The 24,278-nt window shown below is 72.7% G+C and carries 18 protein-coding genes; 7 read left to right on the forward strand and 11 right to left on the reverse strand.

The genetic code is table 11. The features are described from left to right. Positions 1-14: 14 nt before the first annotated feature. On the reverse strand, positions 15-638 hold the full coding sequence (locus tag LZF96_RS18215) for a dienelactone hydrolase family protein (protein ID WP_233873511.1): 624 nt from the start codon (positions 636-638) through the stop codon (positions 15-17). Positions 639-997: 359 nt separating this feature from the next. Between LZF96_RS18215 and LZF96_RS18220 the strand changes: the two genes are divergently transcribed. Next, positions 998-2,140: a mechanosensitive ion channel family protein gene (locus tag LZF96_RS18220; RefSeq protein WP_233873514.1), complete on the forward strand. Its 1,143-nt coding sequence runs from the start codon at positions 998-1,000 to the stop codon at positions 2,138-2,140. Between the two features lie 102 nt (positions 2,141-2,242). Here LZF96_RS18220 and LZF96_RS18225 read toward each other — a convergent pair whose 3' ends face one another. The 5 genes from LZF96_RS18225 to LZF96_RS18245 all read right to left on the reverse strand — a co-directional run bounded on the left by LZF96_RS18225 (position 2,243) and on the right by LZF96_RS18245 (position 7,559). Then, the gene (locus LZF96_RS18225) at positions 2,243-3,175 is read right to left on the reverse strand and encodes an RluA family pseudouridine synthase (RefSeq protein WP_374203269.1); all 933 of its coding nucleotides are present in this window, start codon (positions 3,173-3,175) and stop codon (positions 2,243-2,245) included. 82 nt (positions 3,176-3,257) lie between these two features. Continuing rightward, on the reverse strand, positions 3,258-4,481 hold the full coding sequence (locus LZF96_RS18230) for a sugar ABC transporter permease (RefSeq protein ID WP_233873519.1): 1,224 nt from the start codon (positions 4,479-4,481) through the stop codon (positions 3,258-3,260). Continuing rightward, entirely contained in the window at positions 4,478-5,236 is a 759-nt protein-coding gene (locus tag LZF96_RS18235) for an ATP-binding cassette domain-containing protein (protein WP_233873523.1), read from the reverse strand. The genes LZF96_RS18230 and LZF96_RS18235 overlap by 4 nt, the downstream gene beginning before the upstream one ends. After that, positions 5,233-6,366 (reverse strand): substrate-binding domain-containing protein, encoded by a 1,134-nt coding sequence (locus LZF96_RS18240; RefSeq protein WP_233873526.1) that lies wholly within the window; start codon positions 6,364-6,366, stop codon positions 5,233-5,235. Before LZF96_RS18240 ends, LZF96_RS18235 begins: the two co-directional genes overlap by 4 nt. Continuing rightward, on the reverse strand, positions 6,363-7,559 hold the full coding sequence (locus tag LZF96_RS18245) for an ROK family transcriptional regulator (RefSeq protein ID WP_233873529.1): 1,197 nt from the start codon (positions 7,557-7,559) through the stop codon (positions 6,363-6,365). The genes LZF96_RS18240 and LZF96_RS18245 overlap by 4 nt, the downstream gene beginning before the upstream one ends. Positions 7,560-7,915: 356 nt before the next feature. Here LZF96_RS18245 and LZF96_RS18250 point away from each other — a divergent pair, with 356 nt between their 5' ends. The 5 genes from LZF96_RS18250 to LZF96_RS18270 all read left to right on the forward strand — a co-directional run bounded on the left by LZF96_RS18250 (position 7,916) and on the right by LZF96_RS18270 (position 14,026). After that, entirely contained in the window at positions 7,916-9,208 is a 1,293-nt protein-coding gene (locus LZF96_RS18250; protein ID WP_233873532.1) for an ABC transporter substrate-binding protein, read from the forward strand. A 131-nt stretch (positions 9,209-9,339) separates the two neighbouring features. Further along, positions 9,340-10,242, forward strand: a complete 903-nt coding sequence (locus LZF96_RS18255) for a carbohydrate ABC transporter permease (RefSeq protein ID WP_233873535.1) — start codon at positions 9,340-9,342, stop codon at positions 10,240-10,242. Then, complete coding sequence (locus LZF96_RS18260) at positions 10,239-11,144, forward strand: carbohydrate ABC transporter permease (protein ID WP_233873538.1); 906 nt, start codon at positions 10,239-10,241, stop codon at positions 11,142-11,144. Before LZF96_RS18255 ends, LZF96_RS18260 begins: the two co-directional genes overlap by 4 nt. 581 nt (positions 11,145-11,725) lie before the next feature. Next, positions 11,726-12,628, forward strand: coding sequence for an SDR family oxidoreductase (locus LZF96_RS18265; protein ID WP_233873541.1), 903 nt, complete (start codon positions 11,726-11,728; stop codon positions 12,626-12,628). A gap of 555 nt (positions 12,629-13,183) precedes the next feature. Next, complete coding sequence (locus LZF96_RS18270; protein ID WP_233873544.1) at positions 13,184-14,026, forward strand: helix-turn-helix transcriptional regulator; 843 nt, start codon at positions 13,184-13,186, stop codon at positions 14,024-14,026. 202 nt (positions 14,027-14,228) lie between these two features. Here the strand turns inward: LZF96_RS18270 and LZF96_RS18275 are convergent, their stop codons facing one another. The 5 genes from LZF96_RS18275 to LZF96_RS18295 form a co-directional block, all read right to left on the reverse strand. Beyond that, positions 14,229-15,398, reverse strand: coding sequence for an MFS transporter (locus tag LZF96_RS18275; protein ID WP_233873547.1), 1,170 nt, complete (start codon positions 15,396-15,398; stop codon positions 14,229-14,231). A gap of 350 nt (positions 15,399-15,748) precedes the next feature. Next, positions 15,749-16,936, reverse strand: a complete 1,188-nt coding sequence (locus LZF96_RS18280) for a Cmx/CmrA family chloramphenicol efflux MFS transporter (RefSeq protein WP_233873550.1) — start codon at positions 16,934-16,936, stop codon at positions 15,749-15,751. A 269-nt stretch (positions 16,937-17,205) separates the two neighbouring features. Further along, positions 17,206-18,072: a GNAT family N-acetyltransferase gene (locus LZF96_RS18285; protein ID WP_233873553.1), complete on the reverse strand. Its 867-nt coding sequence runs from the start codon at positions 18,070-18,072 to the stop codon at positions 17,206-17,208. Between the two features lie 250 nt (positions 18,073-18,322). After that, positions 18,323-19,075, reverse strand: coding sequence for a signal peptidase II (gene lspA / locus LZF96_RS27095; protein WP_233873556.1), 753 nt, complete (start codon positions 19,073-19,075; stop codon positions 18,323-18,325). 56 nt (positions 19,076-19,131) lie between these two features. Beyond that, positions 19,132-19,902, reverse strand: a complete 771-nt coding sequence (locus LZF96_RS18295; protein ID WP_233873559.1) for a TraR/DksA C4-type zinc finger protein — start codon at positions 19,900-19,902, stop codon at positions 19,132-19,134. 627 nt (positions 19,903-20,529) lie between these two features. Here LZF96_RS18295 and ileS point away from each other — a divergent pair. Beyond that, the gene (gene ileS / locus LZF96_RS18300; RefSeq protein ID WP_233873562.1) at positions 20,530-23,745 is read left to right on the forward strand and encodes an isoleucine--tRNA ligase; all 3,216 of its coding nucleotides are present in this window, start codon (positions 20,530-20,532) and stop codon (positions 23,743-23,745) included. Positions 23,746-24,278 lie beyond the last annotated feature (533 nt).

Genomic DNA, 24,278 nt, shown 5'->3' on the forward strand with positions numbered 1-24,278 from the left:
CGTCCCGACCCGTCTCACTCCCCGGCCGCGTCGAGTTCGGCGAGGAAGTCCAGCGCGATCGTCAGCGTCCGCTCGGTGGCCTCCGCGTCGTGGTCGGGCAGGTCCGGATCGGTGTACAGGTGACCGGCCCCCGGATACCGGAAGACCTCGAGGTCCACCCCCGCCCGGCGCATCCCCAGGTACCAGGCGGTCTGCCAGTCGTGCGGCTCGAAGGGGTCGGGGTCGGCGATGTGCAGCTGGGCGGGCAGGTCCGGGGCCGAGGCGTCCTCCGGCAGGTCGGCGGTGCCGTGCAACAGGAGCAGGCCGCGCGCCCGACTGTCGCCCAAGGCCACGGTCTGGGCGAGCGAGGCGCCCAGGGACAGGCCGGCGTAGACCGGGCGGCGCTCGGAGTGGGGGGCCGCCGCCCGGGCCGCGCGGCGCAGCAACTCCTCCCGGCCCACGGACTCCACCAGTTCAGCCGCCTTCTGCGTGTCGTCGGTGACGACGGGGGCGGCGGTTCCCGCCCCGCCCGGCCCGTCCGTTTCCGCGTAGAGGTCCGGCACGTGGACCGTGTGTCCGGCCGCGCGCAACCGCTCGGCGAGGTCGAGCACGGCGGGACGCAGTCCCAGGGCGGAGTGGAAGAGGATGACATCGGCCACGTCGGAGTCGCTTTCGGGTCGGCTGGTTCGGGTGGGTACGGGGCCCGGCGTCGGGGCGACGCGGACGCGGATCCGGGCCGGATCGCCGACGTCACCGGGGTGTCGGGGCCGACGGCGCGGCGTCGGCCCGTTCCCCGGGGGCCGACGGCGGCACCCGTTCGGCGGCACGCCCGGGGCGGGAGCGGGTCCCCGTCGGCCCATCCTGCCGGCTAGCCTGTGGCAGGGCCTCCCGACCCGCTTCCCGGTGGGCACGGCTCACCGGGAAGCGGGTCGGGAGGCCCCGAGCGGAAGCACGACATGTCCGGTACGACGGCGTCCGGGCGATACACCCACGGATGGATTGAGGAGCTGACCGTTCGATGAACGACGTCCTGCGGCCGGTGCTCGTGCTGGGCGGTGCCGTGGTGATCGCGGTGTTCCTGGGCTGGCTGATCGACCGGGGGCTGCGCAGCGCCACCCGGCGCAAGCCGCGGAACCGGCTGCCGCAGTTGCTGCGGCGCTGCCAGGCCCCCCTGCAGGTACTGCTGGTCTCCTCCGCCCTCCAGGTCGCCCACGGCCCCTCGGCCCTGGACATCCCGCAGAACGCGGTGATCGAGACGATCCTCGCGATCATCACCACGGCGGCCTCCGCCTGGCTGGCTATCGTGGCGGCGGGCGCGGTGGCGGAGAACATTCTCGCCTCCTACGCCGGGCGCACCGACGACATCGCCCGGGTGCGGCAGTTCCGCACCCAGCTGACCATCGTGCGACGGGTGGTCACCACCATCCTCGCCATCGTGGCCAGCGCCATCGCGATCCTGGTGCTCTTCCCCGCGCTGCGGACGCTGGGCGCCTCGATGCTGGCCTCGGCCGGTGTGCTGGGCATCATCGCCGGTGTGGCCGCCCAGTCCATGCTCGGCAACCTCTTCGCCGGTCTGCAGATCGCCTTCGGCGACTCGGTGAAGATCGGCGACACGGTGGTGGTCGAGGGCGAGTGGGGCACCGTCGAGGAGATCTCGCTGGCCTTCATCACCATCCGGATCTGGGACGACCGGCGGCTGACGATGCCGGTCTCGCACTTCAACGGGCAGCCGTACGAGAACTGGTCACGCGGCGGCCACGAGATCACCGGCACGGTCTTCCTGTACCTGGACCACTCCACGCCGGTGGCCGAACTGCGCGAGCACCTGCACTCCTTCCTGCTGGGCCGCAAGGAGTGGGACGGCCGCAGCTGGAGTCTGGTGGTCACCGACACGACGGCGAGCAGCATCGAGGTGCGGGCCGCGATGTCGGCGGCGAACTCCTCGGACGTGTGGGACCTGCGCTGTGCCGTGCGCGAGGAGCTGATCGGCTGGCTGCACCGCGAGTATCCGCACGCCCTGCCCCGGATCAACACCGCCGCCGCCGTCCTGCCCGGGCCGCGTGAGCCCGCGGAGGGGGGCGGGCAGGACGCCGCGGCGGAGATCTCCGGGAACGGCGTCGCGCCGCCCCGGGCCCGGCGGGGCGCCGAGCGGCGGGAGTGAGTCCCGAAGCCGGGCCCGACACCTCCGAACCCCACCGGGTCCGGGCCGCGTCGGGGCCCGGACCCCCTACGGACACGGGCCCGCCTCGGATCCGGCCCGGGGTCAGGAGCTCTCGGCGCGGATGGTGTCCAGGGCGTTCGCCAGGTCCTCCGGGTACTCCGAGGAGAACTCCGCCCACCGGCCGTCGGCCGGGTGCTCGAAGCCCAGGTTCTTCGCGTGCAGCCACTGCCGGCCCAGGCCCAGCCGGCGGGCCAGGGTCGGGTCGGCGCCGTAGGTGAGGTCGCCGACGCAGGGGTGGCGGTGGGCGGACATGTGCACCCGGATCTGGTGGGTGCGGCCGGTCTCCAGTTTGATGTCCAGCAGGCTGGCGGCCCGGAACGCCTCGATCAGGTCGTAGTGCGTGATCGAGGGCTTGCCGGCGGCGGTGACGGCCCACTTCCAGTCGTGCTTGGGGTGCCGGCCGACCGGGGCGTCGATGGTGCCGCTGAGCGGGTCGGGGTGACCCTGCACCAGCGCGTGGTACCGCTTGTCCACGGTGCGCTCGCGGAACTGCTGCTTGAGCAGGGTGTAGGCGTGCTCGGACTTGGCCACCACCATCAGGCCGGAGGTGCCGACGTCCAGGCGGTGCACGATGCCCTGTCGCTCGGCCGCGCCGGAGGTGGCCACGGTGAAGCCGGCGGCGGCCAGGCCGCCGATGACCGTGGGGCCGCTCCAGCCGGGGCTGGGGTGGGCGGCCACCCCGACCGGCTTGTCGACCACGACCAGGTCGTCGTCGTCGTGGACGATTCCCATCCCCTCGACCGGCTCGGCGACCACCCGCACGGCGGTCGGCGGGGCGGGCATCTCCACCTCCAGCCAGGAGCCGCCGGTGACCCGCTCCGACTTGCCGACCTCCGCGCCGTCCAGACGCACCTTCCCCTCGGCCGCCAGTTCGGCCGCCTTGGTGCGGGAGAAGCCCAGCAGCCGGGCGAGGGCGGCGTCGACCCGCTCCCCTTCCAGTCCTTCGGGCACGGGCAGGGTTCGGGTTTCGGGCACGCTGTTCACCCACATGAGTATGCCGGACGGGGCACGGCCGCCCGGACCGCGCCAGTGGGAGGCCGGTCGTCGGGGCCCGCCGTCAGGGGACGGGACCGGCGGGGCGTCCGCGCAGCAGGGTGTCGGCGGTGAGGGCGAGGGCCAGGACGAGGCCGGTGACGATGTAGCGGGTGGCGGTGTCCAGGTTGAGGAGGGTCAGGCCGTTGGAGATCGAGGTGAGGACGAGCACCCCGAGCAGGGCCGACCAAGCGCTGCCCCGCCCGCCGAAGAGGCTGGTGCCGCCGATCACGGCGGCGGCGATGGCGAAGAGGTAGGTCTCGGCGCCACCGGTGCCCTGGTTGGCGGCGGCGAGCCGGCCCGCCGCGAGGACGCCGCCGAGCGCGGCGAGCGTGGAGCCGGCGACGAAGCAGGAGATGGTGACGCGTCGCACGGCCACCCCCACCAGCAGCGCCGAGGCCCGATCGCCGCCGACCGCGCGCACCGAACGGCCCCAGCGGGTGCGGCGCAGCAGCACGTCCGCCAGGACGACCAGGGCGACGAAGAGGACCACCGGGTAGCCGATGCCGCGGGCCGTCCCGAGGTAGCCGACGACGGCGGCGAGCAGCGCGGCGAGCCCGACGGTGCGCAGGACGAGGCCGAGCGTGCCCATCCGGGGCAGTCCGGCCCGGGCCCGCCGGATCCGCTCCGCCACCCGGAGTCCCGTGACCACGGCGACCGCCGTCGCGGCGGCTCCCCAGGCCACCGGCTCGGGGAGGAAACCCTGCTGGGCGAAGCGGACCAGGCCCGATTCGAAGGGCAGGTTGACCGAGCCGCGCGGTCCCAGCACGCGCAGTTGGATGCCGGTGAGGACGAGCAGGCCGGCGAGGGTGAGGACGAAGCCGGGCAGTCCGAGCCGGGTGGTGAGCAGGCCGTAGCCGAGCCCGGTGACGACGCCCACCGCCAGCGCGAGGAGGAGACCTGCGAGCAGCGGCCACTCCAACAGCACGGTGGTCACGACGACGACGGCCGCGGCGATCCCGCTGACCGCGCCGACCGAGAGGTCGATCTGTCCGACCATCAGCACCAGGACCACGCCGAGCGCGATCACCCCGGTGGGGGCGCTCTGCAGGGTCAGGCTCACGAGGTTCTCGGCGGACAGGAAGGCGGGGTTGAGGACGCCGAAGACCGTCCACACCAGCAGGAGCGCGCCGATGACCGGCAGCAGGCCGGTGTCACCGCCGGACGGTGGGTTCAGCCACCGAACCCGGGGGGTGTCGGTGCCGGCCGAGAAGGGGCGCAGGAAGGGGGGCGCGGGGGTGGGACTCATCGGTGCTTCCTGCCACTGGGTCGGCTGGCCCCGGTCATGGCGGCGAGCAGGTCCTCGTACCCGGTGTCGGCGGCGTCCAGTTCGCCGCCGAACCGGCCCAGTCTCAGCACGACGAAGCGGTCGGCGACGGCCTGCAGGTCGGCGGCCTGGTGGCTGATGAGGACGACGGCGTGGCCGCGTTCGCGCAACCGTTCGACGAGGTTGAGGACCTCGGCGGTCTGTCGGACACCGAGGGCGGCGGTGGGCTCGTCGAGGACCACGACGCGGGGCGAGCCGAGGAGCGCCCGGGCGACGGCGACGATCTGCCGCTGTCCGCCGGAGAGTTCCCGCACCGGGACCCGGAGCGAGGGAACGCTCGTGGCGAGCTGACCGAGGAGGTCCCACGCCTCGCGTTCCATGGCGACCTCGTCGAGGAGGCCGGCCCGGGTGGGCTCGTGGGCGAGGAAGAGGTTCTCGACCACGTCGAGGTTGTCGCACAGGGCGAGGTTCTGGAAGACGGCGGCGATGCCCAGTCGGCGGGCCTCGGCCGGGGAGCCGAGGACGACGGGCCGGCCGTCGACGAGGATCCGCCCGGCATCGGGCCGGTACACGCCGGCGATGATCCCCGCGAGGGTGGACTTGCCGGCCGCGTTGTCGCCGATGACGCCGAGCACCTCGCGGGGCCGGACGTCGAGGTCGATGTCGCGCAGGGCGCGGACGCCCCCGAAGTTCTTCGAGACCCCCCGCAGGGAGAGGAAGGGCGCGGGCGTGCTCACGGCACCTCCTCCAGCAGGCCGACCCGCAGGCACGCCGTCTCGTAGGAGGAGGTGCAGATGGCGTCCACCGAGTGGACGCCGCCGTCCACCAGGACGCGCCGCACGTCCTCGACCCCGACGGCACGGGGGGCGAGCAGCAGGCTGGGCACGCCCTCGATGACGGCGGCGGTGCGCGGGGACTCGCCGCGCAGCAGGCGCACCGCCAGTTCGGCGGCGGTGCGGGCCTGTTCGGCGGTCGCCTTGTGCACGGTCATGTACTGGTCGCCGGAGATGATGCGCTGCGCGGCGGCGAGTTCGCCGTCCTGCCCGGTGACGGGCGGCACCGGGTCGAGGCCGGCGGCCTTCATCGCGGCGATGGCGCCACCCGCGATGCCGTCGTTGGCGGCGTTGACGCCGTCCACCCGGTCGCCGAACTGGGTGAGCTGCCCCTCGACCCAGTCGGTGGCCCGGTCCGGGCTCCAGTCGGGGGTGTCGTACTCGGCGAGCACCTCGATGTCCTCTCCCTCGAGCGCGCGGTGGACACCGGCGGCGAGCTCCGCGGAGTTGGGATCGGTCGGTGAACCGTGGACGAGGAGGACGCCGGGTGGGCGTCCGTCCGGGCGTGGTCCCCGCTCCCGCACCGCGGCCACCAGGGCGGTTCCCTGGAGGTATCCGATGAGCTCGCTGTCGAACGAGACGTAGTAGTCGATGTCGGCGTCCGCGATGAAGCGATCGTAGGCGATGACGGATACGTCGTGACGTGCGGCTTCCCGGACGATGGCGGCGGCGGCGACGGTGTCGACGGCGTCCAGGACGAGCACGTCGGCGCCGCGGGCGAGCATCGCCTCGGCCTGTTCCTGCTGCCGCGCCGCGTCCTGGTCGGCGTTGGCGTAGTACACCCGGCAGGTGGGGCAGCGGCGTTCGACGACACCGAAGAAGGCGGTCCGGTCGGAGGTCTCGTAGCGGGCGGTCTTGGCGTCGGGGAGCAGCAGGGCGATGGTGCCCTCGGAGGGTTCACCGGGGGGTGGTCCGGCGATGCCGGGGGTGCCGGGCGCGCAGGCCGCGAGAAGGGTCACGAGCAGCGCGGCGAGCGCGGCGGGGACCCGTCGGCGGGTCGGGCCCGGGGTGCGGGGCGCGCGGCCGGTGGTCACGGCCCGACCCCCAGCGCGCCGCCGACGCCCGCGCCGACGCCGGCGGTGTCGAGGGCGACGGCCAGCGCCCCGCGCACCTCGGCCGCGGCGCCGAGGGCGGCGGCGGCCACGCCGGGCGGGCCGGCGGGGCTGGGCATGGTCCGCTGCTCGATGACGGCGCGCATCGGGTCGAGGAGCAGGTCACCGGCCTCGGCGAGTCGCCCGCCCACCACGATGATCCCGGGGTCGATGAGGTTGCAGATGTTGGCGGCGGCCACCCCGAGGTGGCGGCCGGTGTCGGCCAACACGCGGCGGCAGCCGGGGTCGCCCTCGGCCGCCCGGCCGATGAGGTCCCCCAGGGTGAGATTGCCGTGACTGCCGGCCAGCATGCCGAGCAGGGCGGGGGCGCCGACGAAGGTCTCCAGGCAGCCGCGGTTGCCGCAGCGGCAGATCGGGCCGCGCTCGTCGATCGTCACGTGCCCTATCTCACCCGCGCCGCCGGCGCGGCCGTGGACGAGTTGCCCGCCGAGGACCAGGCCCCCGCCCACGCCGTGGGAGACCCGCAGGTAGACGACGGGGTCGTGGCCGACGGCGGCGCCGAAGCGGGTCTCGGCGAGGGCGCCGAGGTTGGCGTCGTTGTCGACGACCACCGGCACGTCCAGCTCCTCGCCGAGCAGTTCCGGCAGGGGCACCCCGTCCCACCCGCGCATCATGCCGACGGTGGTGATGCCGCCGGTGCGGCGGTCGACCGGGGCGGGGAGGCACACGCCCATGGCGAGGAGTTCCTCGGGGCCGGCGTCGACCGACTCGACCATCTCCGTGACCAGGAGCGCGGCGCGGCGCAGCCCGACGTCGGCGCGGTGGTCGGGGGCCAGGGGCATCCGCTGGTCCGCGAGGACCCGCAGGGAGGCGTCGGCGAGGGCGACGCGCAGCGAGCGGTTACCGAAGTGCACCCCGGCCACCAGGCCGAGGTTGCGGGCGAGGCTGACCTGCAGGGCCCGTCTGCCACTGCGGGTGGAGGGGGAGGTGTGCAGGACACCGGCCGCGGCCAGCTCCTTGACGATGTTGGACACCGTGGCCGGGGACAGCCCGGTGACGCCGGCCAGCTCGATCTGCGTGAGCGCGCCACGCCGCTGGACGGCCTCCACGATCCGGGCTCGATTGGCCTCACGGAGTGAAGTCTGCGAACCCGGTGTCACCCGGTCAGTGCGCACGGCGGTCAGGATACCCCCCGCCCCGGCGCGCCCCCCGAAGCCGAATCCCGATGAATACCCATGAATCATGACAAACCAGCGGGGCGTTTCGACACGTCTCCGGCGGTTTCCCGCCGGGTTCCCGGCCGGTCCCCGGCGGCGGCGGACGGGATCCTCCGGGGCCCCGCCCCCTCTTGAGTACACGACTCGACCTCGGGACACGATTCGGCAGCGCTTTGAATTTACTTCTTGACTTCAACAAGGGGCGGGCCTTTGATGGGCCCCGGACCACGGGGGACGCACCCGGTGGCCGGCCGACGGCAACGCTCCCCCGCCCGTCGGCCCCCGGTACGGCAACGAAGGCGTAGGGAATGCACATGCGTGGCAAGCACGGAACCAGAATGGCGGTGGCCGGTGCCGTCATCGCCGGCCTCACCCTCTCCGCGTGCGGCGGCTCGGACGACGGCGGCGACTCCGGCTCGGGCGACGGTGAGGGCTCCGGCTCCAGCGTCGAGGTCTTCACCTGGTGGGCGGCCGGCTCCGAGAAGGCCGGCCTGGACGCCCTGGTCGGCGTCTTCAACGAGCAGCACCCGGACATCGAGTTCGTCAACGGCGCCGTCGCCGGTGGCGCCGGTTCCGCGGCGAAGGACCTGCTGCAGTCCCGCCTCCAGGCGGGCGACCCGCCGGACACCTTCCAGGCCCACGCGGGCCTGGAGCTGCTCGACTACATCAACGCCGGCCAGCTCCAGAGCGTCTCGGCCCTCTACAACGACTTCGAGCTCCGCGACGCCTTCCCGCCCGACCTGGTCGACCTGCTCACCCACGAGGGGAACATCTACTCGATCCCCGCCAACATCCACCGGGCCAACGTGGTGTGGGCCAACCCCACCGTGCTCGAGGAGAACGGGATCGACCCGGAGAGGGAGTACGCCTCGCTGGACGAGTGGTTCGAGGACCTCGACACCCTCCAGGAGGCGGGCGTCACCCCGCTGTCCGTCGCCACCGCGTGGACCCAGGTGCACCTGCTGGAGACGATCCTGCTGGCCGACCTCGGCGCCGACGCCTACACCGGCCTGTGGAACGGCTCCACCGACTGGGAGAGCGCCGAGGTCACCGGGGCCCTGGAGAGCTTCGAGCAGGCCATCGGCTACACCAACAACGACCGTGACGGTCTGGACTGGCCCGAGGCCACCCAGATGGTCATCGACGGCAACGCCGCCTTCAACGTGATGGGCGACTGGGCGGTCGCGGCCTTCGAGGAGCAGGGCAAGGCCCTGGGCGGCGACTTCACCGCCTTCCCGGTCCCCGGCACCGACGGCGTCTTCGACTTCCTCGCCGACTCCTTCACCCTGCCGGTGGACGCCCCGAACGAGGACGGCGCGAAGGCCTGGCTGCAGACCGCCGGCTCGCTGGAGGGCCAGACCGCCTTCAACAAGGCGAAGGGCTCCATCCCGGCCCGCACCGACGCCGACCCGTCGGAGTTCTCCGAGTACCAGCAGACGGCCATCGAGTCGTTCGGCCAGGACACCATCGTCTCCTCCCTGGCGCACGGTTCGGCGACCCCGGTCTCCGTGCTGAACGCGATCTCGGACGCCACCAGCAAGTTCACCTCCGGCGCCTCCGACGTCGCGACCTTCCAGTCCGAACTCGCCGCCGCGAACGCCGGCTGATCCAGCCCGCGAGCCCCCGGGGCCGGTCCGCCGCACCGCGGACCGGCCCCGGGGCCGGATCGTGACGCGGTCCGTCGCCGGAGGAGGCCCTCCTCCGGCGACGCGCCGCGTCACCCCCAGGGAGAACATCGATGACCAGAACCCTCAAACGGGTCGGGGCGCCACTGCTGTTGCTCGCCCCTTCGCTGATCCTCGTGGGCGTCTTCGTCTACGGGTTGATCGCCGTGAACTTCGGAACGTCGCTGACCGATGTCCACACGGCGGGCCAGGCCACCGGACAGCAGCCCTCGGAGACCGTGTGGTTCGAGAACTACGCGGCCCTGCTGACCAGCGAGGCATTCCAACACTCGCTGAAGAACCTGCTGCTGTACACCGTGGTCTTCCTCGTCGGCACCATGCTCATGGGCTTCCTGTGGGCCTGGCTGCTGGAGCGACCGCTCAAGGGCGAGGGCATCTTCCGTTCGATCTACCTCTTCCCGATGGCGGTCTCCTTCATCGCCTCGGGTGTGGTGTGGCGGTGGCTGCTCAACTCCAACCAGGGTGAGGCCGCCACCGGCCTCAACCGCCTCTTCCAGATGGTGGGCCTGGACTTCCTCCAGAACAACTGGTGGAACAACGTCTCCTACGGCATCATCGCCATCGCGATCCCGGCGATCTGGCAGCTGTCCGGTTACGTGATGGCGCTCTTCCTCGCCGGCTTCCGGGGCATCCCCGAGGAGCTGCGGGAGGCCGCCCGGGTGGACGGCTCCACCACCTGGCAGCTCTACCGGTACGTGCTGTTCCCGCAGTTGTCCCCGGTCGCGCTCTCCGCGCTCGTCATCATCGGCCACATGTCGTTGAAGTCCTTCGACCTGATCATGTCGATCTCGAAGCCGGCGAACTACCAGACCAAGGTCCCCGCGGTGGACATGTACGTGTTCAAGTCGAGCTTCGACTACGCGAACGCCGCCGCCGTGGGCATGATCCTGCTGGTCGTCGTGGCCGTGGTGGTCGTTCCCTATCTCGTCCGGACGCACCACAAGGAGAACCGATGACCGCGACCACCACGCCGGCGGTCCCGCCGCGGGACCTCGCGGGCGTCCCGAACGAACCGGAGCGCGTCCCGCGCCGCAAGAACCCCTTCGGCCTGGCCCGCACCCTGCGCTACGCGGCCCTGCTGTTCTTCCTGGCCGTGGTCCTGGTGCCCGTCTACGTGCTGTTGGTGACGAGCTTCAAGGGATCGGGGGACGCCTCCCCGGCGCGTGCCTGGGCGCTGCCCACCGAGTGGACGCTCGACAACTGGACCGCCGCCTGGGACGCGCTCGCCCCCTCCATCTGGCGCACCCTGCAGATGGTGGTGCCCTCGGCCGTCCTCGCCGCGCTGCTCGGCTCGATCAACGGCTTCGTGCTCTCCCGCTGGACCTTCCGGGGCGCCAACCTGGTGTTCACCCTGATCCTGTTCGGGATGTTCATCCCCTACCAGGCCGTGATCATCCCGCTGAACCAGCTGGTCCTGGACCTCGGACTGCCCAGCGGCGTCCCCACGCTGATCCTGCTGCACGTGGTCTTCGGCATCCCGATCACCACACTGATCTTCCGCAACTACTACCAGACCGTGCCGCACGAGCTGGTCGAGGCGGCCCGGGTGGACGGCGCCGGCATGCTGCGCACCTACGCGTCGGTGATCCTGCCGATCTCGCTGCCCGGCTTCGTCGTCGTGCTGATCTGGCAGTTCACCTCGGCGTGGAACGACTTCCTGTTCGCGGTGTTCTTCTCCTCCTACAACAACGGGCCGGTCACCCTCGCGCTGAACAACCTCGCCAACGGCGCCCTGTTGCAGAACTACGGCGTCTCCATGGCGGGCGCGCTCTTCGCCTCGCTGCCGACCCTGGTGGTCTACATCGTGCTCGGCAAGTACTTCATCGGCGGGCTGATGTCCGGCTCAGTGAAGAGCTGACCGACACCGACCCGCCCGGTGGGGCCGGAAGAAACGGGGCGGGCCCCCGCGCGACGAGAGCGCGCGGGGGCCCGTCCGCGTTCCCCGCCCGGCCGGGCGGCCGGGGTACGGGATTCGGACATCGGTGGTAATCCCTCGGTGGGCAGCCCACCTGTCGATGGCATCGGCCACGGCCGTGAGCCTTGTCCCGGAGGATCTGCGCGGAGCCCGGACACGACTCATCCGGGTATAAACGGACACGAGGGTGTCAATCGCCCTCGAATCGGTGTTCCTCCGGACCGGGCATCCGGCCACCCGGCCCTCGTGCGGATGCCCCGGGAGACCGCCGGGCGATCGGAGGAGATCCCGGCGTGAACCCGGGGCTCTCCACACGGAGGAACCCCGGTCCGCGCCCGGCGGTTCCGCAGGACCCGAGCGATCAGCAGACAGACCGATTCCGCGTCGGACAGCCGCCGCGGACGTCCCGGCCGGGGACCGTCCACCGGGACGCGCGGGCCCCCCGCAGCGCGGTAGGCAGGGACCGCTCATCCCCGGATAACAAGGGCCTTCATCCGGGCGGACGGGCGGACCATGATCGAGTCATGGACGAAACGAATCTGCGGGGCAAGCTCGCCGTCGTCACGGGTGGCAGCGACGGGATCGGGCTCGGCCTGGCTCACCGCCTCGCCCGGGCCGGTGCCGAGGTCATCATCCCGGTACGCAATGCAGCGAAGGGCCGGGCCGCGCTGGAGAGGATCGGCGGCAACTCCTCCATGCGGACGCTCGATCTGGCGTCGCTGGCGTCGGTCGCCGCGCTGGCCGACCGCCTGAACGAGGAGGGGCGGCCGATCGACATCCTGATCAACAACGCCGCGGTCATGACGCCGCCCACCCGGCACACCACCGCCGACGGCTTCGAGCTGCAGTTCGGCACCAACCATTTGGGGCACTTCGCCCTGGTCGCCCGAATTCTTCCGTTGCTGATCGCCGGCCGTGCCCGGGTCACCACTCAATCCGCCCTGGCCGCCGCCATGATCGGCAAGATGAACTGGGAGGACCTGCAGTTCGAACACGCGTACAAGCCCTGGCCCGCCTACAGCCAGTCGAAGCTGGGGACCATGCTCTTCGGCCTGGAGCTGGACCGGCGCAGCCGCGCCAACGGCTGGGGCATCACCAGCAACGTCGCCCACCCCGGGTTCACGCAGACCAACCTGCAGGCCGCGGGACCGACCATGGGCGGCAGCAGGTCGCAGTTCGACGCGATGTTCCGGCTCTTCGCACCGATCGGCTGGCCCGTCCAAAGAGTGGAGGGCGGCTTGCGTCCCGCGTTCCACGCGGCGACCAGCCCTGCTGCCGAGGGCGGCCGCTTCTACGGCCCCCGGGGCTTGGGGCACCTCACCGGCGCGGCGACCGAGGAGAGGATCTACCGCTCCGCCCGCGACCCCCGGGAGGCCGCCCGGCTGTGGGATGTCTCCTGCGACCTGGCCGGCGTCACGTTCGCTTGACGACACGTCCGGAGCGAAGAGGGCGTGGCCGAGAGCCACAGCCGGCGGAGGGAGAGCGGCGGAACGCCGGGCGGTCACGGCGAGCACGGGCAGTGCGACCGGCGACAGGCATGGCGGGCGACCGTCCGGGGGCGCGTTCACCCCGGGTATCACACCCACCAACCCGCCGGCCGCCCGGACCCGTGGGCCGCTCCGAGGACACCCCCGTGAAGCCGATCCGCCGCTTCGCCCGCGCCGATATCTCCTCGTCCGGCCTCCGGAGGCCGGACCGCTGCCCGCTCCATACGCGGCGACCGGCCCGCGCCCGCGGCTGTATGTTCCACGGGAACCCGAGCGTCTCCTGCCCCTCGGCGGCGCCCCTGCCGAGCAGCCCCCGGACAAGAACGCCCGCCGTCCCGAGAGTGCCCGGCGCATCCGGGAGCCCTCACAGAAACCGACCGGCATCCGCCTCTCCGAGGCATCGAACCGCCGCCCGGCACCGACCGATGGAACGGTGCGCCCCCACCGGGGTGCAGTCCCGCCACCCCTGCGCGACCCGAGATGAGGATTGCCGCCATGGACCGAGCCCAGCTGGCCGACTTCCTGCGCACCCGGCGCGAGGCACTGCAACCCGAGGATGTCGGCCTGCCCCGCGGCCCCAGGCGGCGTACCCGCGGTCTGCGCCGCGAGGAGATCGCCGCGCTGTGCGGGATGTCCACCGACTACTACGCCCGCATCGAGCAGCAGCGCGGCCCGATGCCCTCCGAGCCGATGCTCGCCGCCCTCGCCCGTGGCCTGCACCTGTCACTGGACGAACGCGACCACCTCTTCCGCATGGCCGGCCACAACACGCCCAGCCGCAGCCCGCACACCGACCACGTCTCACCCGGCATGATGCGCATCCTGGACCGGCTTCACGACACCCCGGCCCAGGTCATGAGCTCCCTGGCCGAAACACTGGTACAGACCCGTCCGGCCGTCGCCCTGGTCGGCAACGAAACCGACTACACCGGTATGGACCGCAGCCTGGTCCACCGCTGGTTCACCGATCCCCGCTCCCGGCGCATCCACCCCGAAGCCGACCACCCGGCCCACAGCCGGATCTTCACCGCTGAACTGCGCGCCGTCTACTCACGCCAGGGAACCGACTCCCGCGCCGGCCGGATCGTGGACGCACTCCTCGAGCGGAGCGAGGAGTTCGTAGCGCTGTGGAGCGCCCACGAGATCGGCATCCGCCGTGAAGGCGACGGCAAACGCATCCAGCACCCCGAGCTCGGTCTCCTGGAACTGCACTGCCAGATCCTCCACGACACCGACCGGGCCCAGGCGCTCCTCGTCTACACGGCCACCCCCGGAACCGAGAGCCACGAGAAACTCAAGCTGCTTTCCGTCGTCGGCGACCGGCAGCCCCACATCTGACCTGCGCCGGTCGGCGCGGGGCATGCCGTCCCTCGGCCATTCCGGCGATGCCCCGGGTCGATGACCGCCCCGGTATCGCGGTCGGTCCCCCACCGCTGTGGCTTCGGAGCGGACCCGGTACCCGGGGTGGATTCGACCGACGGGGTTTCCGGCACCTCCCCGGGCGGGGCGTGCCCGTCGACGAGGACCCGGCCTTCCCGCGTCACGGCTCGGTTTCCCCCGCGACGGCGCCCCTTTCCGAGACCCCGTACAGCATCAGCGCCACCCCGCCGAGCAGTGACACCACGGCGGTGAGGACGAGCAGCACCCCCAGTCCCAGCTCGGGGATCACCGCACCGGCGAGGACCGGTGCCGCGACCGAGGCGACGGCTCCCACGACCAGACAGCCCGTGAACGCCGCGCCCGCGCGGTCGGGCACCAGTTCGGCGGTCCAGACCGCCAACACCGCCGAACCGATCATGTACCCCGGGCCGAAGACGGTGGCCGAGACCACCGTCGCGATCATGGAGTCACCGGCCGTCCCGAGGAGCGCCAGCGCCGCGGCCACCGTCACGAGGCAGAGCGCCGCGACCCGGGAACTGCCCAGTCGCCACGCGACGGCGCCGGTCACCACACCCACCATGCCGGTGACGCCGATGATCGCGTAGAGCGCCGGGACGGCTGCCGCCGGGAGGCCGCGGGTGAGGACATCCGCGGCGTAGGTGAAGTAGACGACGACGGCCGCGAAGTAGACCACGGAGTAGGCGGCCGGAACCCCCAGCGTTCTCGCGAGTGAGGAGGCCCCGTGTCGTTCGTCCGGGCTCGGGGCCGGCCCGGTTCGCGGCACCAGGCGGAGGTTCACCACGGCGGCGGCCACGGCGGCGAGGGCGATGCCGGCCCAGACCAGGCGCCAGGATCCCAGTACCGCGAGGACGGCCAGGCCCCCCAGCACGACCAGTCCGCCGCTGGTGCCGGTCGTGATGATCGCCAACGCTCTCGGCCGCTGCCGCCGGGCCACCGTTCGCGTCACGATGTCGGAGTAGGGTGCCCAGACCCAGCCACCCGCGCTACCGGCCAGTACCGCGCCGACGGCGAGCGACCAGGGAGACTGCGCGAGGGTCACGATCACCGCGCCCCCCACGCCGCAGACCCCGCCCACGGTCGTCGGCGCCCGCGAACCGCGCCGGGCGGCGAACGGCCCCGCGAACAACAGGCCGGCCAGGTAGCCGGTGAACGTGGCACCGGCGATGAGGCCGAGTACCGGTTCGGAGAGTTCCAGGTCCTGTCGGATGTCGGGCAGCGTCAGACCGTAGGCGTACCGGGCCATGCCGAAGGCGACCCCGACCACCGCCGCCCCGGCCAGGCCCACTCGGCTGCCCGCCGAGAGCGTCATGAATGCCCCTCATCCCGAGGCGTACACCGGAGCCGTTGTCCACCACGGCGAACTCGGCGTCACGATGCGCTCGGCCCGACTGCCGACCGGTGTGCCGCGGTGGAAGGAACCGGGGATCCGGGCGCTCCTTTTGCCCGGGTTCAAGATTACATCGATGGTTATCGGAACCGAGGCGGGAGCACCCGCCCGCGCGTCGATCCCGTGAGTGGGGGGCGAGGCCTCCCGGGGAAGTGGACGTTCCCGCCCCACCCACCCGGGAGATCTCGACGGCCCGCTCGGGACCGCCGGGTTCGGGTCGGGACCACACCCGGATCGTGGGGAGCCGGGCTTCTCGCTCTCCGAGGGGATGTTCACGGAGTTCGACGAAGCGCCTCGTCGCCCGGCCGCGCCGCGATCACGGCGCGGAGGGGGAAGGCGACGAGCAGCGCGACAGCGACGAGAAGCCCGCTCGCCCACAACGGCCCGCGGTTCCCGAGCCCGGTGGCGAGGGTGGTCGCGGCGAGGAGCGGTCCGACGGCGGCACCGACGTTGAGCGCGGCGGTCGCGTACGAGCCGGCCATGGTGGGGGCTCCCGCCGCCTCGTGGAGAACCCGCGTGATCAGTGTGCTGCCCAGCGCGAACGACAGCGCGCCCTGTGCGAATACGAGGACGAGCAGGGCGACCGGCCGATCGGCCAGCACTGCCAGGGCCGGCCAGCCGACGAGCAGCAGTGGGCCGCCGACCGCGATGACCGCGTCGGGCCGCCGGTCGGACAGTCGTCCGGCGACGGTGACCCCGACGAAGGAACCGACGCCGAAGAGGACCAGGGCTACGGGAACCCACAGCTCGCCCAGCCCGGCGGTGTCGGTCACGACGGGAGCGAGGAAGGTGAAACTCGCGAAGGTCGCCGCGTTCACCATCGCACCGAGCGACATGACCAGGAGCAGGCGGGGACTTCCGAGTCGCGCGAACTCCGATCGCAGCGCCGGCCTCCCACCCCCGTTCCCGTGCGCGCGCCCCGCCGGGATTCCCGTGGTGACGCCGATGGCGGCGGGAAGGCAGAGAACGGCGACGGCCCAGAACGTGGCCCGCCATCCGAACAGTGTGCCGAGCACCGCTCCTCCCGGGACACCGACGATGGTGGCCACCGTGACCCCCGACAGCAGCACGGCGAGCGCGCGTCCCTTTCTGTCGGGAGGGACCAGCGTGGCGGCGGCCGTCAGGGCCACGGCGAGGAACCCGGCGTTGGCGAGCGCCGCCACGACGCGGGTCGCGAACAGGACGGAGAAGCTCGTGGTGACGGCACCCACGGCGTGGGCCGCCGCGAAGGCGATGATGAAGGCGAGAAGGCCGGAACGCACGGGCCATCGGCGGGCGAGCGTCGCCATCAGCGGGGCGCCGACGACCATGCCGATCGCGAAGGCCGAGGTGAGCGTGCCCGCCGCCCCGACGGTGACGGCGAGGTCCGAGGCGATGTCCGGCACGAGGCCGACGAGCATGAATTCCGAGGTGCCCATGGCGAAGACCGCCACGGCGAGCAGGTACAGCGGGAGGGGCATCGAGTGACTCCGAGGTGAGGAGAAACGAGAGAGGGTCATCTCGTCACCGCGGTCAGCACCCAAAGGCGTACTCGTCCGGCCGTGGAAGACGACGGGACGACAGAACTGTGAACGCGGGTTCAGGGGGCTGACGGCACGTGACCGAAAGCCCCCGCCCTGTCCGACTCGGGGCTCGACATGGCCCGCACGGTACCCGACCGGTGCCCGCCGGGGCACCTCGGTTTCGCCGGTACCGGCCCGTGCCGGACCGATGTCATGAGCCGCGACACCTACGCCTCCCGGCAGAGGTCCGGGACCTCGGGAAGTCGCCGGAAGCCGGCCGACTCGTAGGTGGCGACGGCTCCGACGTTGGAGCCGGGGGTGCAGACGATCGCGCTCGACGAGCCCAGCTCCCGGAGTGCCGCCGCCGCCGCGAGGGTGATCGCCCTGCCGTGGCCGTGACCACGATGCTCCCGGTGCACACCCATCGGCTCGAGCAACCCGGGCCTCCCCGGACCGGCCGACCACACCGTCACCGCCGCCACCGCGTCGTCCCGGTCGTCGTACGCGACCAGGCACCGGGCGTCGGCATACCCCGGGCCGGCCGCCATCGCGTGCCAACGCTCATCCGTGAACGACGACCCGTCGAACGCCGCCCGGTGCACGGCGGTCCGCCCGTGCGCCCGGTCCGGCCCGATCACCTCGATCCGCGCACCCGGGTCCTCCACCGGCTCAGTGAGGTCGCGGCGCAGCGGCGTCCACGGCTCGTCGGCGTTCCAGCCGCCTTCGGCCAGCAGGTCCCTGATCAACGCGCCCGCCGGCGCCTCGACGCACACCTTCCCGTCGGGCAGCACGCCGCGCTCCGGCTCGGTCACGTCCTCGACCAGCCGACGCGCCAACTCCTCGTCCCGCCGGGCATCCGGCGCGATCGCCAGTCGCAACAGCCCGGGACCGTCCAGCAGCCCGACGGCGAGAATCCGTCCGTCCCGCTTCCAGGTCCGGAGCGCCGCGGCCGTCGCCTCCGCGCCGAGGCGGTGGAACCAGCCCGGGTCCCCCGGATGCAGTTGCATCGGAGCCCTGTCGTGCTGCCACTCCCGCAGCACGCCCACGGTCTCGTTCAGCCCGTCGACTCCCGGCTTGCCCAACGCGATCGCCATACCCCCGATCACACACCACCGCGTCCGGGGCCCGCACCCGGTTTACGGCGGACCGGGGCGGTGGGGTTCGGGGACTCGGAGGGTGGTACGGGGTGGGCGTCGATGACGTCCCGGGGTGGGAGGAACCCCATCCACCCCGGCGGGAACGCGACTCCGGCGAGCAGGCGCGCCGGGCCGGGAACCGGCTTCACGCACCCGGGCCACCGTCCGGCGGTGGACCGATGACCCACCCGAGGTCACGGGACACGCCCTAGTCGCGGTGGACGGTGCCGTCGGGGTCCAGGCCGCGGAAGGAGAGCAGGACGATCAGGATGCCGCCGCAGACGATCGCCGAGTCGGCGAGGTTGAAGACGGCGAAGTACTTGGGCGCGATGAAGTCCACCACCGCTCCCTGGAAGACGCCGGGGGCGCGGAAGATCCGGTCGGTGAGGTTACCCAGCGCGCCGCCGAGCAGCAGGCCGAGCGCGATCGCCCAGGGCGTGCTGTACAGCTTCCGGGCCAGGCGGATGATCACCAGGATCACGATGGTCGCGATGGCGGTGAAGACCACCGTCAGCGCCTGCCCCATGCCGAAGGCCGCGCCGCTGTTGCGGACCGCCTCGAAGCGCAGCCACTCCCCCAGGATCTCGACCGGCGCGCGGTGCTCCAGCCACTCCACGACGATGATCTTGCTGATCAGGTCGAAGAGGTAGACCACACCGGCGATGGCGGCCAGGACACCGATCCGGCGAGGGCCGCGCGCGACGGGGGCGTCCTTCCCCTCGCCGCCGTCCCCATCCTCCGGGGCATCGGCGTCACCGGGTTCCCCCGGCTCTCCCGACTTCCCCGGGGTTGACTCCGGGGTCCCGCCGACGGGCTCGCCGGGCGCGCCGGCGTCGGAAGCCGCGGCCGGGTCGGGTCGGTCGCCGGGACGGGCATCGGCGGACGCCCCACTCGGCGTCCCGCGGTCGTCCGCCGCCGGGATCTCGTCGGGTGGGTTGATGGTCCGCTCCGCATCGGTCACCTCATGAGCGTACGACACCCGTTCCCGTGCTCTCCCGGGACGGGGGGCGACGGGGATCAGTGGTGACGTTCGGCCCGCTGCTTGCACTCCACGCACAGGGTCGCCCGGGGAAAGGCCAGCATCCGCGCCTTCCCGACGGGGCCGCCGCAGCCCTCGCAACGGCCGTGGGTCCCCTCGTCCACACGCAGCAGCGCCCGCTCGGTCTGGCGCAGCATCTCCCGGGCGTTGGCGACGATGGCCATCTCGTGTTCCCGCGTCATGTTGCGGGTACCGGTGTCGGCCTCGTCGTCGCCGGCGGTGTCCACCGAGTCCCGCATCAGGCCGCTCAGCGCCGTCTCCCCGGCGGTGATCTCGGCGCGCAGGGTGTCGGCCTCCTCCCGCAGGGCGGTCCGGATGGTCAGCACCTCCTCCGCGGTCCAGGGCTCCTCGCCGGGGCGGACCGGGAGGTCCGGGACCTCCCCGGCGGTCCCGTGGGGGCCGTCGGAGGTCTCGCCGTCCGCCGCCCGGTCGGGGTCCGCGGCGGCTTCGACCTCCTCGGCCCGGCGGGCGGTGCGACGGCGGGCGTCCGCCCGTCGGGAGGCGGTGTCCGGGCGAGAGGCATCGACCTCGTCGCCCCCGGGCCCGTCGGCCCTCTCCATCGCGTCGGCCGCCTCGGCCCCGTCGCCTCCGGTGTCCTCGGGGCCGGCCGGGTTCCCGGAGTCGGTCCCCTCCGCGTGGTCGGCCGCCTCCCGGGCGGTGCGGCGCCGGGCGACCCGACGCCGGTCCCCGCCCGTGGGGCCGGAGGTACCACCGGTCGGCACCGTCCGTTTCGCTCCGGGAGTCTGCATGGCCGTCTTCCTCACCACCGGGACCCACCGGGTCCGCCGGTTCCGCCCGGGGAGCGCCTGGCGGCGGCTCCCGCCTCCGTGCTCCCGGAGTCCGCGTGCCCTCGGGGCCCGTCGGACGGGAACAATCGTGACCGGAACCATAAATCTCCCGAAAGCGGACGGCAAACCCGGCGCGCCGGACGGGGCGACCGGTGCGGGGCGCCGTTCGTCGGTCCCTTCACGGCCCGGAGGACGGGGCGGAACGGATGGAGGACGGCGGAGGACCGACACGGGCCGGCGGACGGTCGGACAAACGGGTCGATGCCTCGTCGGCCCGGCCCGTACACTGGGCGACAGCGAGAGGCGTTGATGGGGACGAGTAGCGTCGCCGGCGGCCCGCAGCGACCCGGGGACGGTGGGAGCCCGGGGGCCCGCTCGATGTGAAGATCACCCCGGAGCCGTCGGAGGAAAGGCCCCCGCGCGGGTGACCGAGTAGAACCGGCAGCGCTGACGAACGAGAGGGCGACGACCGACCCCGGGCGGGGCGGACGCCGCCAAGGAGGGTGGTACCGCGGGATGCCCGCCGAATGACGGCGGACCTCTCGTCCCTCCGACGGAACGACACCCGTCCCGCCGGAGGATGCCCCGATGAACGATTCCACCTCCCCCTCGCCGACCGCCGGGGCCGACCCCGCCCGTTACCGGCCCGTGCCCGCCCGGGTGGACCTGCCGGGTCTGGAGCACGAGGTGCTCGACCTGTGGCGGGAGAACAAGACCTTCGCCCGTTCGCTGGAGGCGACCGAGGGCCGTCCGGAGTGGGTCTTCTACGAGGGCCCGCCCACCGCCAACGGCATGCCCGGCACCCACCACATCGAGGCCCGGGTCTTCAAGGACGTCTTCCCCCGCTTCCGCACCATGCGCGGCTACCACGTGAGCCGGAAGGCCGGCTGGGACTGCCACGGCCTGCCGGTGGAACTGGCGGTGGAGAAGGAGCTGGGCTTCACCGGCAAGCAGGACATCGAGAAGTACGGCATCGCCGAGTTCAACGCCCGGTGCCGGGAGTCGGTGACCCGTCACACCGACGCGTTCGCCGAGCTGACCACCCGGATGGGCTACTGGGTGGACCTCGACGACGCCTACCGCACGATGGACCCCGGATACATCGAGTCGGTCTGGTGGTCGCTGAAGGAGATCTTCAACAAGGGCCTGCTCGTGCAGGACCACCGGGTCGCCCCGTGGTGCCCGCGCTGCGGCACCGGCCTGTCCGACCACGAGCTGGCCCAGGGCTACGAGACGGTGGACGACCCGTCCGTCTACGTCCGCTTCCCGCTGACCTCCGGCCCGCTGGCCGGGGAGGCGTCGCTGCTGATCTGGACGACGACCCCGTGGACGTTGGTCTCCAACACCGCCGTCGCGGTGCACCCCGATGTCACCTACGTGGTCGCCGGGAACGGCGAGGAGCGGGTGGTCGTCGCCGAACCGCTGGTGGAGAAGACCCTGGGCGAGGGATGGACCGTCGGGGAGGAGCGCTTCACCGGCCGCGAGATGGAGGACTGGACCTACCGCCGGCCCTTCGACCTGGTGGAGTTCCCCGCCGAGGGGCCGACCGCCCACCTGGTGCTGACCGCGGGGTACGTGACCACCGAGGACGGCACCGGTCTGGTGCACCAGGCGCCGGCCTTCGGTGAGGACGACCTGGAGACCTGCCGGGCCCGGAACCTGCCGGTGGTCAACCCGGTCCGCCCCGACGGGACCTTCGAGGAGGGTCTCGACCTGGTCGGCGGACAGTTCTTCAAGAAGGCCGACGAGGTGCTGGTGGCCGACCTGGAGGCACGGGGCCTGCTCTTCCGGCACCTGGTCTACGAGCACAGCTACCCGCACTGCTGGCGCTGCCACACCGCGCTGCTGTACTACGCGCAGCCCTCCTGGTACATCCGCACCACGCGGATCAAGGACGCTCTGCTGCGGGAGAACGAGAAGACCAACTGGACCCCCGAGTCGGTCAAGAACGGTCGCTTCGGTGACTGGCTGAGCAACAACGTGGACTGGGCGCTGTCCCGCAAGCGCTACTGGGGCACGCCGCTGCCGATCTGGCGGTGTGCCGAGGAACACCTGACCTGCGTCGGGTCGCTGGCCGAGCTGAGCGAGCTGAGCGGCACCGACCAGTCGGCGCTGGACCCGCACCGCCCGTTCATCGACGCGGTCACCTTCGAATGCCCCGCGGAGGGCTGTGACCTGCCCTCCGAGCGGGTGCCGGAGGTCATCGACTGCTGGTACGACGCCGGCTCGATGCCCTTCGCGCAGTGGGGCTACCCGCACCGCGACAAGGAGCTGTTCGAGAAGCGGTACCCGGCGCAGTTCATCTCCGAGGCGATCGACCAGACCCGGGGCTGGTTCTACACCCTGATGGCCGTCGGCACCCTGGTCTTCGACCGCTCGGCGTACGAGAACGTGGTCTGCCTGGGCCACATCCTCGCCGAGGACGGCCGCAAGATGTCCAAGTCGCTGGGGAACATCCTCGAGCCGATCCCGCTGATGGAGGAGCACGGCGCGGACGCGGTGCGGTGGTTCATGGCCGCCGGCGGCAGCCCGTGGGCGGCCCGGCGGGTGGGCCACGGCACCATCCAGGAGGTGGTCCGCAAGACCCTGCTGACCTACTGGAACACCGTCGCCTTCCAGTCGCTGTACGCCCGCACCTCGGACTGGTCGCCCGGCGCGGCGGACCCGGCCCCGGCCGACCGCCCGCTACTGGACCGCTGGCTGCTGGGCGAGACCCACGCGCTGGTGGAGATGGTCACCCGGGCCATGGAGTCCTACGACACCCAGCGGGCCGGAAAGCTGCTGTCCACCTTCGTGGACGACCTGTCCAACTGGTACGTGCGGCGTTCACGACGGCGGTTCTGGCAGGGCGACCCGGCGGCGCTGCGCACCCTGCACGAGGTGCTGGACGCGGTGACCCGGATGATGGCGCCGCTGGTGCCGTTCATCACCGAGCGGGTGTGGCAGGACCTCATCCTGCCGGTGACACCGGATGCCACGGACTCGGTGCACCTGGCCTCCTGGCCGGAGGTGGACGCCTCGCTGATCGACCCCGACCTGTCGCAGGACATGCTGCTGGTGCGGCGTCTGGTCGAACTGGGCCGTGCCACCCGCGCGGAGTCCGGCGTCAAGACCCGTCAGCCGCTCTCCCGGGCGCTGGTGGCGGCACAGGGCTTCGAGTTGCTCGACGACGACCTGCGCGGGCAGATCGCCGAGGAGCTGAACGTCGGTTCGCTGGCCTCCCTGGCCGAAATGGGCACCTCCCTGGTGGACACCACCGCCAAGGCCAACTTCCGGGCCCTGGGACAGCGCTTCGGCAAGCGGACGCCGGTGGTCGCGAAGGCGATCGCGGCGGCGGACGCGGCGGAGCTCTCCGCCGCCCTGCGCTCCGGTGACGCCTTCGTCGAGGTGGAGGGGGAGCGGGTGCAGCTCTCCCCCGAGGAGGTCATCGTGACCGAGACGCCCCGCGAGGGCTGGTCGGTCGCCTCGGACTCCGGCGCGACGGTGGCCCTGGATCTGGAGATCACCCCCGAGCTGCGCCGGGCCGGACTGGCCCGGGACGCGATCCGGACCCTTCAGGAGGCACGCAAGAACAGCGGGCTGGAGGTCACCGACCGGATCGTGGTGCGCTGGCGGGCCTCGGACGCCGAGACCGCGCGGGCGCTCGCCGATCACCAGGCGCTGATCTCCGGCGAGGTGCTGGCGGTGGCCTTCGAGGAGGAGGGCGAGAGCGACGGGAGCGGGACGGCCGACGCGGACGCGGGCCTCGGCCGGGAGTTCGCGGACGAGTCGACCGGCGCCGTGTTCCGCCTGCGGCGGGCCTGAGCCGACCCCGCCCCGGTTCACGGGGTGGGGAGCCCCCGCCGACCGGCCGCCGGGCCGGTTCACGGGGCGGTCGCGTTTCCGCGACCGGCCACCGTCGCCCCGGTGCCCGCCTCACGGCACGCCCGGGGAGTCGAGCACCGGGGCGGGCCATGGTCCCCCTCCGGGGGCCGGAGGCGGCACCGGGCGGGGCACGATTACCGGCCGCCGGGTCGGGGCGGGAGTGGGCGCGGTGCCGGCCCGGCAGGCGGCCGGGACCGTTGTCGAGCCGGGACAGGGTCCGGTACCGGCCCGGGGCCGAACCCCGTCCAGGTCACCGGCTCCGGGACCGGTGGCCGGAGAGGCGGGGAACGTTCCCGGGGCCGGGGTCGGTCCCCGGTACCGATGAGCCGGGGGCCGGAGTCGGTCTCCGGGGCCGGTAATGGGGAAGCGGAGGTCGGGACCCGGTGCCGGTCTCCGGGGACAGGATCGCTCACCGGGACCGATGCGCCGGGGCGGTGGCCGAATGCGAAAAACCGGCGGGGGGGGGGGGGGGC

Source organism: Streptomyces sp. ST2-7A (assembly GCF_021390475.1).
Classification (GTDB): Bacteria; Actinomycetota; Actinomycetes; order Streptomycetales; family Streptomycetaceae; genus Streptomyces.